This window comes from Sanguibacter sp. Leaf3, assembly GCF_001425965.1.
GTDB classification, from domain to species: Bacteria; Actinomycetota; Actinomycetes; order Actinomycetales; family Cellulomonadaceae; genus Sanguibacter; species Sanguibacter inulinus.
This window is the reverse complement of the sequence record NZ_LMRH01000003.1, coordinates 695,136-709,025: the sequence shown is the minus strand read 5'-3', so window position 1 is coordinate 709,025 and position 13,890 is coordinate 695,136. Positions and strand designations below refer to the sequence as shown.

Below are 13,890 nucleotides of genomic sequence, written 5' to 3'. Positions count from 1 at the left end.
CCCCCTCCAGGACCTCTCAGCCTGCCGCGGGACGGACGCCGCCCTCACCCTCGGTCGGTACAGAGGTGTCACGGAGATGACGTCGGGCGAACTCCCGGATGCTCGCTGCGCTCTCCTCGCGGCTCGTGGTCGAGGTCTCCACGACGTGCACCGGGATGGGCAGATCAGCGATCAGCGTGAGCTCGAGCTCACGTCGGTGGCGCATGAACTCGACGTATCCGTCGAAGCCTCGGAGTCCGCGGGCGAGACCGTAGCCCTGCTCGGTGTGATAGGCCACCACGAAGTCCAGCCATGCGGCAGGGCGTTCCGCTGCCGCACGTCGCAAGGCCTCTTCAGGATCACCAGGATCGAGGTAGACGAGCGCCGGATCCTGATCGAGGACAGTCTCGGCGAGAGACCGCACGTGGTCCGCGAGCTCGTCGTACGGGCGGTCGAACCGTGCGACGAAGGCGCAGACGGGATTCTGGATGAAGACGCACTCCCACACCTGGGTCGCCGCCGGAGGCGCAGCCGCGCCGAACTGCCGCCAGCTCTCGCGCAGCACCCTCCCGTGCACCTCGGGGTCGATGTCGCCGTCGTAGACCTCGAGAGCCTGGAGAGCTGCCGCCAGAGCGCTCGGGAGACCACGGTCCTGGGGACTGCGGACGAGCCACGCGCCGTCGGACGGTTCGACGACCGCTGAGAGGATCTGGTCCCACCCCGGTCCGGCCGCCCCGAGGCGTTCGCGGTCACGGTCCGTCAGCACCGCCACCTGGTCGAGGTCCACCGGGTGGTCTGGCCTCGACTCCGGCCAGTGGTCGACCACCGCGCCACCCTGCGCCATCCAGCCTGCGAGCTCGCTCGCACTGGTGCTCTTCCCGGACCCGGGAAGCCCTTCGAACAGCACGAGCCCTGGCACCAGCACCCCTTCGGTAGTCCTCGCAGAGCAGGGTATGCCACCGGCTCGTCCACAGGAGTACCGCGCGCACGTCCGCCCAGCCACGCGGAGCATGGAGACATGAGCACAGCACTGAGCGCAGTCGTCCTGGTCGGGTCCCTCAAGTCCTCGTCCGAGCCCTCGAGCAGCGAGGTCCTCGGGCGTCAGGTCCTCGACGCCCTCGCCGAGCACGGGGTCGTCGGGTCGGTCGTCAGGCTCGCCGACCACGACATCCGCCCGGGGGTCGAGGTCGACATGGGCGACGGCGACCAGTGGCCGCTCGTCCGCCAGCAGGTCCTCTCGGCCGACATCCTCGTGGTCGCGACGCCCATCTGGATGGGTCAGCCGTCGAGCGTGACCAAGCGCGCTCTCGAGCGGCTCGACGCCGAGCTGTCCGAGACCGACGAGGAAGGGCGGATGCTCACCTCCGGCAAGGTCGCGGCGGTGGCCGTGGTCGGCAACGAGGACGGCGCGCACCACGTGAGCGCCGAGCTGTACCAGGCCCTCGACGACGTCGGCTTCACCATCCCCGCGAACGCCGTCACCTACTGGGTGGGGCGCGCCATGGAGGGCGTCGACTACAAAGACCTCGACGAGGTCCCCGAGGCTGTCGCGAAGGCGACGGCGACGCTCGCCCTCAACACCGCGCACCTGGCGCGGCTGCTACGCGACTCCCCCTACCCGGCAGGCTGACGCAACCCACCGACCGCGCTGGCTCCATTCACCAGGCCCTCACCGGCGACCAGACCAGCCGCAGACGCGAGAAGGGCCCCGCCTGTCCGTCGGGGCCCTTCTCGTCTGTGCTGTGCTGGCTCGCTGCGCGTGAGCCCCAGCAGCCGTGCTGGTCAGTCGAGGTAGTCGCGCAGCACCTGCGAGCGGCTCGGGTGACGCAGCTTCGACATCGTCTTGGACTCGATCTGGCGGATCCGCTCGCGGGTCACGCCGTAGACGTGGCCGATCTGGTCGAGGGTCTTCGGCAGGCCGTCCGTGAGGCCGTAGCGCATGGTGATGACGCCGGCCTCGCGCTCGGAGAGCGTGTCGAGGATCCCGTGGATCTGCTGCTGCAGGAAGCTGAAGTTCACGGCGTCCGCGGGGACCACGGCCTCGGTGTCCTCGATGAGGTCACCGAACTCGCTGCCGCCCTCTTCACCGAGCGGGGTGTGCAGCGAGATGGGCTCGCGGCCGTGCTTCTGCACCTCGAGGACCTTCTCGGGCGTCATGTCGAGCTCGAGGGCCAGCTCTTCCGGGGTGGGCTCGCGGCCGAGGTCCTGGAGCATCTGGCGCTGGGCGCGGGACACCTTGTTGATGACCTCGACCATGTGCACCGGGATACGGATGGTGCGGGCCTGGTCGGCCATGCCACGGGTGATCGCCTGACGGATCCACCAGGTGGCGTAGGTCGAGAACTTGAAGCCCTTGGCGTAGTCGAACTTCTCGACTGCGCGGATGAGGCCGGTGTTGCCCTCCTGGATGAGGTCGAGGAAGAGCAGACCGCGGCCCGTGTACTTCTTGGCGATCGACACCACCAGGCGCAGGTTGGCCTCGACGAGGTGGCTCTTGGCGCGGATGCCGTCGGCGGCGATGACCTCGAGCTCGCGCTTTGTCGCGCCCTTGGGGTACTCGCCGGACTCGAGGAGGTGCGTGGCGAGCATGCCCGCCTCGATGCGCATCGCGATCTCGATCTCCTGCTCGGCGTTGAGCAGCGGGACGCGTCCGATGATCTTCAGGTAGTCCTTGACGGGGTCAGCAGTTGCACCCGCCGCGAGGACTGTGGGTGCTGGTGCGTCTTCCTCGTCCGTCGACAGGACGAAGCCGTCGTCGGTCTGGGGGGTGATCGGGGTCCGTGCTGAGGTTGCCGCAGTCATCAGTGTTCTCCATCATCAAGCCGTGGGGCCGCAGCCCTCGGCCGTCGTACCGTGCCTTCCACACGCCGCCCGCGAGGAAGAGGTGCCACCCCGCAGTGCTGGTTCGACCAGCTGCCGTCGGGGTGCATGAGCTTCACACGAGACCATCGGTGAAGGAAGGGGCTACGACGGATCGTCCGGAGCCGTGTTCCTCCATTATAACCAGCAGGCCGCCACAGAATTCCCGGGAGCCCCTCGGAAGCCAGTCGTCGGGCCGCTGAGGGCCGGACCCTCTCAGCCCCCGGCGGGTCTCAGGTCACCGTCCCCAGCTGCCAGGGGATGAACTCGTCCTGGCCGAGGTCGAGGTCTTCCGAGACTGTCTCCTTGCCCGAGGCGACAGCGAGGATCTCGTCGAAGATCTCGCGTCCTACCTCGTCGAGCGTCGCGGTGCCGTCGACGATGCGTCCGCAGTTGATGTCGATGTCCTCGGCCTGGCGGGCGTAGAGCTCGCTGTTCGTCGCGAGCTTGATCGACGGTGTCGGCTTGGCGCCGAGCACAGAGCCCCGCCCTGTCGTGAAGCAGACGACTGTCGACCCGCCCGCGATGAGCCCTGTGACCGACACCGGGTCGTAGCCGGGGGTGTCCATGAAGCAGAAGCCCGAGGCCGTGATGCGCTCCGCGTACTCGTACACCTCGACGAGGTCGGCCTGACCGCCCTTGGCGACGGCCCCGAGGGACTTCTCGAGGATGGTCGTCAGCCCACCCGCCTTGTTGCCGGGCGACGGGTTGTTGTCGAGGGAGCCGCCTCCGGCCGCCGCGTAGTCCTGCCACCAGTCGAGCCGGCGCAGGAGCTTGCGCCCGACCTCTTCGGTCACGGCCCGCCGGGTCAGCAGGTGCTCTGCGCCGAAGACCTCGGGGGTCTCGGCCAGGACTGTCGTCGCGCCGTAGGAGACGAGCAGGTCGGAGGCGACCCCGAGCGCCGGGTTGGCGGTGATCCCGGAGTACCCGTCGGAGCCTCCGCAGTTGAGGCCCACCACCAGCTCGGAGACGTCGCAGGTCTCGCGACGACGGCTCTCGACGTCCGGGAGCATCGCGCGCACAGCCGCGACGCCCTGACGGACCGTGGCCCGGACCCCGCCCGACTCCTGGATGGTCAGGTGCTGGACCACGGTGTCGGGCGAGAGGTCGAGGCCGTCGAGCAGCGACCCGACGGCGATCATCTCGCAGCCGAGCCCGACCACGAGGATCCCCGCGAAGTTCGGGTGCTCCGCATAGCCCTTGAGGGTGCGGACCAGCATCTTGGCACCCTCGTTCTCGGGCACCAGTCCGCAGCCGGAGTCGTGCGTCAGTGCCATGACCCCGTCGACGTGCTCGTACTCGTCGAGGACAGGTCCGCGGAACTGGTCGGCGATCATCCGTGCCGTGCTCGCCGAGCAGTTCACCGACGTGAGGATGCCGATGTAGTTGCGCGTCCCGACCTTCCCGCCGGCCCGCCGGTACCCCTCGAAGGTCGGCCTCGGCCCAGCGGGCACGGGCAGCTCGTGGTGCACCGTCGCGAGCTCGTGGACGCGCTCGGCGAGGTCCATGCCGAGGTTGTGGCTGTGCACGTGCTGGCCCGCGACGACAGGCCGGGTCGCGACACCGATCGACTGCCCGTACTTGCGGACCTGGTCACCGACGGCGACGTCCGCGAGCGCGATCTTGTGGCCGCGCGGGACGCTGTCGAGGACCTCGAGCCGTCGATCGCCGTCGACGAGCCCCGTGCCGGGGCGCAGGTCTCGGGTGGTGACGGCGACGTCGTCACCGGTCCGGAGCAGGAGCAGGACGTCGCCGAGGACGAGCTGCTCGCCAGGTCCGTCGGTGCGGGGAGTGAGGGTGCGGGTCATGGTCAGGCTCTCGTCGGTGCGGGCAGGTCTGCGGGGCTGGGGCTCGGGTGGTCAGGCTCCGCGCTGGCCGCGTGGGACCCGTCAGGAGCGTCGAGCTCGATACCGAGAGCGCTCAGCCGCACGGTCTCCCCGGTGCGGATCGACTCGTTGGCCGCGATGCCGACGATCACGCTGCGGACCCCGTCGACGTAGTGCGCCTGCCTGCCCAACGGGTCGTCGCCGACGCCGAGGAACACGTCGTCGAGCAGCATCGCGTCGCCGCCGCCGTGCGCGCCCACCCCCTCGGGGATCGGGAGCTCGCGGGCCTCGTCCCAGTGCTGCTGCAGCACGAGCCGTGAGCCGAAGGCCCGGGCCCCGCCAGCGGCGTCGACGTGCGTGACGCTCGGGTCGACCACGGGCGCCTTCTTGCCGTCGGGACCGAGCATCTTGCCGGCCGACCCGGGGTGGACGTGGGTGCGCTCGACCACCTCGAGCTCGAGCCGGCCCCGGGTGCCGTTGATCCCCACCTTGTAGCCCTCCCACGGGCTGTGCGCGTTGAGGGAGTAGCTGAGCACGGGTCCCCCGCGGTAGCCGACGAGGACCGCGAGGTTGTCCTCGATCGTGATGCCGGGGCCGAAGACGTCGCGGTCGCGGACGTAGCCGTCGGCCTCCTCGGCCTCGAGGTACAGGCGGCGCAGGGTCTCGTCGGCGGCCATGTCGAGGGCGAAGGGGTCGTCGGCCGCCCCGTCGCGGCCGAGCGCCGGGCGCGGGCCCAGACCGCGCGCTGCAGCGCTGTCCTCGCCGTAGAAGGCGAGCCGGCCGAGCGCGCTGACCACCTCGGGCACGTCGTCGATCCACCAGTTGACGAGGTCGAGGTGGTGCGTCGACTTGTGCACGAGCAGCCCACCCGAGCTCGCCTTCTCCCGGTGCCAGCGACGGAAGTAGTCGGCGCCGTGGACGGTGTCGAGCAGCCACTCGAAGGTCACCGAGGTGACGTCGCCGATCGCGCCCTCGGAGACGAGACGGCGCACCTCGCTGTTGCGGGGCGAGTAGCGGTAGTTGAAGGTGACGACCAGCTCGGCGGTCGAGCGGCGGGCTGCCTCGGTGATGGCTCGCAGGCCGTCGACGTCGATGGTCATCGGCTTCTCGCAGACCACGTCGACACCGCGGTCGAGGGCCTCGACGACGTACCGCGCGTGCGTGCTGTCGGGGGAGGTCACGACCACGACGTCAGGGGCCTGCTCGTCGAGCATGCGTGAGAAGTCGTCGGGGGTGTAGCGCGGGAGCGGCGCGCGACCGTGCTCGGCGAGGAGCTCGTCGTAGAGGTCCATGCGGACGTCGTTGGTGTCGCACCACGCGACGGGCTCGGCGACCTCTGCGTGGGTGGTGAGCATCGACCTGACGAACATCCCCGCGCGGGATCCTGTCCCGACGACGGCGTGCCGGCGGCGGGGCGCAGCGGGCACGGGCGGTCCCGCGGGTCCGGCTGCCGCGGCGGCGTCGGAGCGCGCTGGCGCTCCAGCGGCGGCAGGTGCAGCTCCAGCAGCCACGGTGGTGGGAGCAGCTCCAGCAACGGCGGGTGCAGGCGCGGTCGTCGGGTCAGGTGTTCCGGAGGGCATCGTCGAACCTCTCGTCGATCGGCGCGACGACCTGCGGTGTCTCCCTGCACCGATGCAGGGCGGCATGAGGACCTCAGGTCGAGCAACCGGTTTCTCGGTTCATCCTAGGCGACGGTGAGCCAGATCACCACAGCCTGTTGACCTTCGGACGCTCATCGCGTTGAATGTGGGAAATCGGTTTCTGGGGCAGCGAGGCCCCACCGAACTGCGGCAGAGACGCCCCACACCGAGGAGAGCACCATGGCCGTGCTAGAACACCAGGCGCCCGAGAGCGCGGGCGACGTCGAAGGCCCTCCCCGGCTGCGGCGGAAGATCCGCGGACGCTGGACCCCGTACCTGCTGCTGGCCCCGACGCTGACGCTCATCGCGGTGTTCATCGCCTACCCCATCCTCACCGTCGTGCGGACGAGCCTGTACCAGTACAACCCCAACAAGCCGTGGATGGACGGCTGGGTGGGCCTGGGCAACTACGAGAAGATGCTCGGCGACCCGCTGTTCTGGGACTCGCTCCAGTTCACCGCCAAGTGGGTCGTCGTCGAGGTCGGCCTGCAGATGATCTTCGGCCTGGCCCTCGCTCTCGTCATCAACGAGACCTTCGTCGGCCGCGCCTTCGCCCGCGCCCTGGTGTTCTCCCCCTGGGCCGTCTCGGGTGTGCTCACCACGACCATCTGGCTGCTGATCTACAACCCGACCGTCGGCTTCCCGCACATCCTCGCCGAGCAGGGGCACGTCGCCTACGGCGTCAGCCCGCTCGCCGACGGCGACTCGGCCTTCTGGGCCGCCGTCCTGGCAGAGCTCTGGCGCGGCGTCCCCTTCTTCGCGATCCTCATCCTCGCCGACCTCCAGTCGATCTCCGGAGACCTCTACGAAGCCGCCGAGGTCGACGGCGCCGGGCGCGTCCGCAGGTTCACGGCGATCACCTTCCCGCACATCAAGGCAGCCCTCGTGCTCGCGACCCTGCTGCGCTCCGTGTGGGAGTTCAACAACGTCGACCTCCTCTACACGCTGACCGGTGGAGGCCCGGCCCGGGCCACCACGACCTTGCCGCTCTACGTCGCGCAGACCGCGACGGTCACCAAGGAGTTCGGCTACGGGTCGGCCCTGACCATGGCCGCCTTCGTCATCTTGTCCCTCTTCTCGATCACCTACCTGTGGCTCACCCGCATGGGCCAGAAGGGGAAGTCATGAGCACCGCGACCCTGGACGCGCCGAGCGCGACTCCCCCGAGCCCGCAGCGACGGGCCAAGAAGATCTCCGACGCGCAGCGCGGCCTCGAGAAGGCCCGCCGCACACCCCGCCTGGCGATCTACCTGCCGCTCGGGCTGTACCTGCTCTTCACGCTCGTCCCGTTCTACTGGATCGCGATGTTCGCCTTCCGCAAGGACGGCTCGGACACCCTCTTCCCCGTCGGTGACGACTTCACGCTCGAGCACTTCGACACCGTCTGGAACGGCTCGGGCTTCGCGGTGTTCTTCCGCAACTCGGTGATGATCGCGCTGATGGTGCTCCTCTGCGTCACGGTCATCTCGCTGCTCGCCGGGTATGCGATGGCGCGCTACGACTTCCGCGCCAAGAACGTCATCCTCGTCGGGCTGCTCTGCACGCAGTTCGTCCCGGGTGCGATGCTCCTCATCCCGCTCTTCGAGGTGTTCAGGTCGGTCAACCTCACGAACACGCTGTGGAGCATCATCATCGCGGACACGGTGTTCCAGATGCCCCTGTCGATCATGCTCATGACGGGCTTCATCAGGAACGTGCCGATCGAGATCGAAGAGGCCTCGTGGATCGACGGGTGCAGCCGGCTCCAGGGCTTCCGAGCGAACGTGCTGCCGCTCCTGCTGCCCGGCATCGTCGCGATCAGCTCTTTCGCCTTCATCGGCGCCTGGAACAACTTCCTCTTCGCTCTGATGTTCCTCAACTCGCAGAGCAAGTTCACGATCCCGGTCGGCCTCAACTACATGATCGGTGAGAACGCCGTGAACTTCGGGGCGCTCGCCGCGGGCGGTGTGATCGCCGTCGTGCCCGTCGTGCTGGTCTTCGCCTACGTGCAGAAGTTCCTCGTCAAGGGCATGTCGTCGGGCGCCGTGAAGGGATGAGCCGCCCGAGCGCGATCGGCGGGTACGAGGGCTGGCCCGCGTACCTGCGGTCTGCTCCCCTGCTCGACGGGGACGCGCACACGGCGCGCCTCGCCCGGCTGCTCGGTGTCCCTGCGCCGCGCCCGCTCGACGTGGGCGCGGCGCGGGTCGTGCGCACCTGGGAGGACGGCGGTGTGGTGGGCACCGAGCTCGAGTGGCAGACCAGCTTCGGTCCCCCGACGCGCGCCTGGCGGCTCGCCCCTGCCGATGCCTCGCCCGACGCACCCCTGCCGGGCGTCCTCGCGCTGCACTGCCACGCCGGGGTCAAGTGGGTCGGCGCCGACCGCCTCGTCCGGACCCCCTGGTCGACGCCCGAGGCAGAGCGCGTCCGCGCGTCGAGCTACGAGGGTCGGTCTGTGGCCTCCGACCTCGCGCGGCGCGGCTTCGTCGTGCTCGCGCACGACACCTTCGCCTGGGGCTCGCGCCGCGTCACCTTCGACCCGCCGCCGTGGCGGACCCGCGACACCCTCGACCTGCACGACGAGGTCTGGGCGGCCCGCAGTCACGTGCCGACCGAGGCCGAGCGCTACGACGCCGCCGCAGCCCAGCACGAGTCGACCCTGGCCAAGGCCGCCGGCCTGCTCGGTACGTCCTTCGCGGGGACCGTCGCGCACGACGACCTCGCGGCCCTCGGCGTCCTCTCGTCCATGCCCGACGTCGACGCCGGCAGGCTCGGGGTCGTCGGGTTCTCGGGCGGTGGTGGCCGGGCCGCCGTCCTGGCCCACCTGGACCCCCGGGTCCGGGCCGGCGTCGTCGTCTGCATGATGACGACCTTCGACTCGTTGGTCCCCGCCTACCTCGACGCGCACTCGTGGCTGCTGCAGACCCCCGGCCTCGCGCGCGAGCTCGACTGGCCCGACGTCGCCGCAGCCCGTTCAGCGCACCACCAGCTGGTGATCTCCGCAGAGGACGACGCCCTGTTCCCCCGGGACGGCATGCACGAGGCCGACGCCCGGCTCGCCGAGCTCTTCGCCGCGGGTCCCGGGTCCCACACGGGCGTCTTCGTCCCCGGCCCGCACAGGTTCGACGCCGCCATGCAGGCGACTGCTGGGGATTTCTTGAGCTCCCGGCTCGGGTCGAGGACGCTCCGCTGAACCCCGACACGGGTTGACATCGCCAGGACTCCGCGGTGCCCGACAGAGAGACAGCACGAGTCCACGCCCGGCTGCAAGGGCGTTGCGCCCGCTCGCACGACACTGACCTGGAGAAATGCTTCAGGCCCAACGACGTAAGTCGATGGGCCTGAAGCACAACTGAACGAGCTTTACGGCCCGCCTTCGTTCGTTAGCCTACGCGTGTGCCCACAAGTCCTCAACCCTCCAGCCCTCCTGCTGCACCTGTGCCGGTCCTCAGCCGGGCGCAGATCCAGGTCGCCATCGCCGACGAGCGCTTCGCCCCCTATCTCGCTGCATGCGGGAACGATGACGCGGCCGCTTTCACGCTCTACAGGTGGAACCTCCTCGTCGCGTCGACCATCCAGGAGGTCCTCGGGCTCTTCGAGGTCGCCCTGCGGAACGCGATCGACCCGCACGTCGGTGCGTGGCAGCTGACGGCTCCTCCGGCGGGCGGGAGGACCTACGGGCGGAACTGGCTCGCGGAGCCCCACCCTCTCCTCAGCAACAGTCAGGGAGCGCGGAGGTTTGCTGCGCTGAAGGACAACGTCGACAAAGCCATCAGAGGAAAGGGCCGCGCTCCGACACATGGAGATTTTGTCGCACAGACCACGCTCGGGACCTGGCGCTATCTTCTCCCTCCAGCGTCAGGCAACGTCTCGTTCACGCAGCGACTGTGGGACTCCAACGTCAAAGACGCTTTTCCTCATCTGAGGAGAAATCATGGTGCGCTCACCTTCGGCGTCAACCGGATCCTCAGGCTGCGAAACCGCATCGCCCACTACGAGCCAGTCCTCGACACGACCAAGATCTTCGATGACACGCTGGCGATGAGGCGTGTGCTGAACGACATCGACCCCGATCTCAAACCATGGTTCGACCGCCAGTCTCGAGTCGCGTGGGCGATAGCGCAGCGTCCCTGACGAGCAGCTCGTGACTAAGTTCTGGGCCAGACAGCGGGGCCGGTGCCCCCCCCGACACCGGCCCCGCTGTCTGTGCCACGTCTCGTGGCTGTGCCACGTCTCGTGGCGTCGTCGTGCAGCGTTACTTCTGCACGAACTCTTCGTAGTCGGCGAGCGACGCCTCGAAGCGGTCTGCGTACTTCGTCGCGAACTCCTGGGCCGTCATGGTCCCCTGCAGGATCCCCTGGAAGTCAGGCTCCATCTCCGTCTTGAGGATCGAGCCGTACTCGGGCAGGTACGTCGGCAGGCGCAGGTACTGGGTGTCGGGGTTCTCGGTGAGGGCCACGACGGCCTCGAGGGGCTGCGACTCGGCGACCCACGGCGCCTTCTGCGCCTCGAGGTTGGCGGGCACCTGGCCGATGGCCTCGGACCAGTCCGAGTTGCCCTCGGTCGCCATGAACTCGACGAACTTCCAGCCGGCCGCCTTGTTGTCGGCCTCCTTGAGGATCGACAGACCGGAGATCCCCGGCGAGGTCACCGTCGAGACACCGTCGGCGTCGGGGAAGGACTGCACGCCCATGACGTTCTCGCCGCCGAGGTTGCGCAGGTGGTCCTGGTACGAGCCGAGGTTGTGGTGCATCGACCATGCGGACCCGCCGCCGAAGGCCGCCACGATCTTCGTGTAGTCGTTGGTGAGGTCGGCCGGCGCCGACACCGAGTCGAAGAGCGACACGTAGCGCTCGAGGCCCGCGACCACCGCGGGGTCGTCGAAGGTCGACTGGCCGTCCTCGGTGAAGAACTCTCCGATACCGGCCATGCCGTAGGCCATCGAGAACATGGGCGGCATCGAGCCGGGCCCGCCGCGGAAGGCGAAGCCGAAGCGTCCCTCGTCGGCGGCCGTCATCTGCTCGGTCAGCTCGTAGAACTCGTCGTAGGAGGTCGGCTGCTCGAGGCCCGCGGCCTCGACCCAGTCGGTGCGGTACCAGATGACGTCGGAGATCGCGCTCAGCGGGGCCTTGTACAGACCGCCGTCCGGCGCGTTCTCCCGCTCGGTCGCGACCTGCACGGGGTCGGTCGACGCCTCGAGGGACTCGGAGAACGGCCCGTCGATCTTCTCGAAGGCGTCCCGGGCGATGAACCCGGCCACGTCGTTGCCGATGAGCAGGACGTCAGGGACCTCACCCGAGGCCAGCGCGTTGTCGACCTTCTCGAGGTACGAGGAGTTCGGGATGCCCAGGTACTCGACGGTGATGTCCGGGTTGGCCTCTTCGAACCTGTCGATGAGCTCGGCCCACTTCGCCTTGAGCTCCGGCGTCGAGTTCGTGTCCCAGAACTGGACCGTGCCTGTCGCCTCGCCCCAGGCCGCGACGTCGTCGACCGCGGGACCGGCCTCGGCCTTGTCGCCGCCCCCTGGTGCCCCGCAGGCCGTCAGCGCAGCGAGGGCCGCCACGGCCCCGACCGCCACGAAACGCGTCCGTGATGTGAATCGCATCGTCGCCTTCTTCCGTCGTTCTCTCGTCATTGAGGGATCTTGAGGGATCTCGACCGTCAGTGGTCGATGACACCGGTCCCCACGACCAGAAACCGGTTGCTGTCGTGGACGCTACCATGCTGGGAACCGGTTTCCCATAGTCGTGCCGACATCGTGACCAGAGCCGGTCCAGACAGCCCGCCCGCGCCGAGGAGCCCGAGATGACCACCTACACGAACCCCGTGCTCGACGCCGACTGGCCCGACCCCGACGTGGTCCGGGTCGGGGACGACTACTACCTCGTCGCCTCGAGCTTCAACCGCGCACCCGGCCTCCCGGTCCTGCACTCCCGTGACCTCGTGACGTGGGAGCACGTGACCAACGCTCTGCCTGCGCTCCCGCCCCTCGACCACTTCAGCCTGCCGCGGCACGGCGGGGGTGTGTGGGCACCCAGCCTGCGCCACCACGACGGGACGTTCTACCTCACCTACCCAGACCCCGACCACGGCATCTACGTGCTCACGGCGTCAGATCCACGAGGACCGTGGAGCGCCCCGCACCTGCTGCTCGCCGGCCGCGGGATCATCGACCCGTGCCCGCTCTGGGACGACGACGGCCGCACCTACCTGGTGCACGGCTGGGCCAAGAGCCGCAGCGGCGCGAAGAACCGCCTGACCCTCGTCGAGGTCGACGCAGGCCTTCGCTCGGTGGTCGGTCCGTCGAGCACTGTCGTCGACGGGGACGCGATCCCTGGGTGCAGTACGCTCGAGGGGCCGAAGATGCACCGCCGCGACGGCTGGTACTGGATCTTCGCGCCGGGTGGCGGCGTCGCGACGGGGTGGCAGTACGCCTTCAGGTCGCGTGACGTCCGCGGTCCCTACGAGCACAGGACCGTCCTCGAGCAGGGCCCGAGCGACGTCAACGGACCGCACCAGGGCGCCTGGGTCGAGGCGACCGACGGGACCGACTGGTTCGTGCACTTCCAGGACCGCGGCCCCTACGGCCGGGTCGTGCACCTGCAGCCGATGGTGTGGCAGCCAGACGGGTGGCCGCGCATCGGCGCGACGACCGACGACGAGGCCCACGCGGGGAACCCTGCGCGGACGCACGCGATGCCGGGGAGCGCGGGTCCTGCTGGCGGCGGCGACCAGGCCGACCGTCCCGACCAGGTACCGCTCACCCCCTCGGCCACGCGTGGAGCCACGGGCCCGGTGGTCGACCGCGCGGCCTCCGAGCCGTCCCGCGACGACGACTTCCGCGCGACCACGCTCGCACCGCGGTGGCACTGGCAGGCGAACCCGTCCGAGCACTGGGCCCGTCTCGACGGAGACGGCGTCGTCCGGCTGAGCATCGAGCCCGTCGACCGCGGCTCCCTGCGCGAGGTCCCCGCGGTGCTCGGTCAACAGCTCCCCGGCACCCCGCACACGGCGACGACGAGCCTGCTGCTCGCGGTCGGCCTCCCCGGTGGTCCCGGAGTCTCCAGCACGCCGGACCACCGAGCAGGGCTGGTCGTCCTCGGGACTGCCTACGCCTGGATCGGCATCGAGGTCACCGACGGCGTCACGCACCTCGTGTGCCGCGAGAGCGTCGACCCTGACGAGGCGGGCGACGCCGGCCCCGCAGAACGCGATCTCCACGCACCCGTCCTGCTCGACCATCACCTGGAGACCGACGCGCCTGTCGCCCTCGGCCTGCGGTCGTCGACGGCTGCTGACGGCGAGGTCACCTTCTCGTGGCGGCTCGGACCGGGACCCTGGCAAGAGGTGGAGCAGACCTTCACAGCCAGGGAGGGCCGCTGGATCGGCGCAGAGCTCGGCCTGTTCGCCTGCGGGCCTGTGGGGCCGCCTGCCCTCGACGCGTCAGGGTCGAGCGCACGAGCCACCTTCGGACCGTTCTCGGTGAACCTCGCCCTCTGACGCGACGACCGGGCATCCGCCCAGTCGCGACAGGGCGCCGGCCTGCACGTGCAGGAGACGATCACCTCGATCCAGGCGGCCGTCGACCTCCAGGGCGTCATCGGGGACTG

Annotated in this window: 10 protein-coding genes and 1 pseudogene; 6 read left to right on the top strand and 5 right to left on the bottom strand. The window is 69.5% G+C overall.

Annotated elements, in window-relative coordinates:
* Positions 1–16: 16 nt before the first annotated feature.
* Positions 17–898, bottom strand: coding sequence for a hypothetical protein (locus ASG53_RS16560; RefSeq protein ID WP_156382857.1), 882 nt, complete (start codon positions 896–898; stop codon positions 17–19).
* A gap of 99 nt (positions 899–997) precedes the next feature.
* Here ASG53_RS16560 and ASG53_RS16555 point away from each other — a divergent pair, with 99 nt between their 5' ends.
* Positions 998–1,609 carry a flavodoxin family protein gene (locus tag ASG53_RS16555; RefSeq protein WP_056135938.1) on the top strand — a complete coding sequence of 204 codons (612 nt, stop codon included), beginning with the start codon at positions 998–1,000 and terminating at the stop codon, positions 1,607–1,609.
* 152 nt (positions 1,610–1,761) lie between these two features.
* On the opposite strand, the pseudogene ASG53_RS16550 reads toward ASG53_RS16555, so the two are convergent.
* The 3 genes and pseudogenes from ASG53_RS16550 to ASG53_RS16540 all read right to left on the bottom strand — a co-directional run.
* Positions 1,762–2,775, bottom strand: a pseudogene (locus tag ASG53_RS16550) (RNA polymerase sigma factor); the annotation flags it as partial.
* Positions 2,776–3,071: 296 nt separating this feature from the next.
* Complete coding sequence (locus tag ASG53_RS16545; RefSeq protein ID WP_056135932.1) at positions 3,072–4,646, bottom strand: UxaA family hydrolase; 1,575 nt, start codon at positions 4,644–4,646, stop codon at positions 3,072–3,074.
* A gap of 2 nt (positions 4,647–4,648) precedes the next feature.
* Positions 4,649–6,244 carry a Gfo/Idh/MocA family oxidoreductase gene (locus tag ASG53_RS16540; protein WP_082544134.1) on the bottom strand — a complete coding sequence of 532 codons (1,596 nt, stop codon included), beginning with the start codon at positions 6,242–6,244 and terminating at the stop codon, positions 4,649–4,651.
* A 240-nt stretch (positions 6,245–6,484) separates the two neighbouring features.
* On the opposite strand from ASG53_RS16540, the gene ASG53_RS16535 reads away from it, so the two are divergent.
* The 4 genes from ASG53_RS16535 (at position 6,485) to ASG53_RS16520 (ending at position 10,414) form a co-directional block, all read left to right on the top strand.
* Complete coding sequence (locus tag ASG53_RS16535; protein WP_056135929.1) at positions 6,485–7,432, top strand: carbohydrate ABC transporter permease; 948 nt, start codon at positions 6,485–6,487, stop codon at positions 7,430–7,432.
* Positions 7,429–8,340, top strand: coding sequence for a carbohydrate ABC transporter permease (locus ASG53_RS16530; protein ID WP_056135924.1), 912 nt, complete (start codon positions 7,429–7,431; stop codon positions 8,338–8,340). The genes ASG53_RS16535 and ASG53_RS16530 overlap by 4 nt, the downstream gene beginning before the upstream one ends.
* Entirely contained in the window at positions 8,337–9,473 is a 1,137-nt protein-coding gene (locus ASG53_RS16525; protein WP_056135921.1) for a dienelactone hydrolase family protein, read from the top strand. Before ASG53_RS16530 ends, ASG53_RS16525 begins: the two co-directional genes overlap by 4 nt.
* A gap of 245 nt (positions 9,474–9,718) precedes the next feature.
* A complete protein-coding gene (locus tag ASG53_RS16520) occupies positions 9,719–10,414 on the top strand; it encodes a hypothetical protein (protein ID WP_056135918.1) in 696 nt (231 codons plus the stop codon).
* Between the two features lie 121 nt (positions 10,415–10,535).
* Here the strand turns inward: ASG53_RS16520 and ASG53_RS16515 are convergent, their stop codons facing one another.
* Positions 10,536–11,885 carry an ABC transporter substrate-binding protein gene (locus ASG53_RS16515; RefSeq protein WP_162246165.1) on the bottom strand — a complete coding sequence of 450 codons (1,350 nt, stop codon included), beginning with the start codon at positions 11,883–11,885 and terminating at the stop codon, positions 10,536–10,538.
* 200 nt (positions 11,886–12,085) lie between these two features.
* Between ASG53_RS16515 and ASG53_RS16510 the strand changes: the two genes are divergently transcribed.
* Positions 12,086–13,780 (top strand): glycoside hydrolase family 43 protein, encoded by a 1,695-nt coding sequence (locus ASG53_RS16510; protein WP_056135912.1) that lies wholly within the window; start codon positions 12,086–12,088, stop codon positions 13,778–13,780.
* Positions 13,781–13,890: the final 110 nt, after the last annotated feature.

Coding starts and splice junctions, on each gene's coding strand:
- ASG53_RS16535 (WP_056135929.1), top strand. CDS start 6,485: ATGGCCGTGCTAGAACACCAGGCGCCCGAGAGCGCGGGCGACGTCGAA.
- ASG53_RS16510 (WP_056135912.1), top strand. CDS start 12,086: ATGACCACCTACACGAACCCCGTGCTCGACGCCGACTGGCCCGACCCC.
- ASG53_RS16540 (WP_082544134.1), bottom strand. CDS start 6,244: ATGCCCTCCGGAACACCTGACCCGACGACCGCGCCTGCACCCGCCGTT.
- ASG53_RS16515 (WP_162246165.1), bottom strand. CDS start 11,885: ATGCGATTCACATCACGGACGCGTTTCGTGGCGGTCGGGGCCGTGGCG.
- ASG53_RS16525 (WP_056135921.1), top strand. CDS start 8,337: ATGAGCCGCCCGAGCGCGATCGGCGGGTACGAGGGCTGGCCCGCGTAC.
- ASG53_RS16555 (WP_056135938.1), top strand. CDS start 998: ATGAGCACAGCACTGAGCGCAGTCGTCCTGGTCGGGTCCCTCAAGTCC.
- ASG53_RS16530 (WP_056135924.1), top strand. CDS start 7,429: ATGAGCACCGCGACCCTGGACGCGCCGAGCGCGACTCCCCCGAGCCCG.
- ASG53_RS16545 (WP_056135932.1), bottom strand. CDS start 4,646: ATGACCCGCACCCTCACTCCCCGCACCGACGGACCTGGCGAGCAGCTC.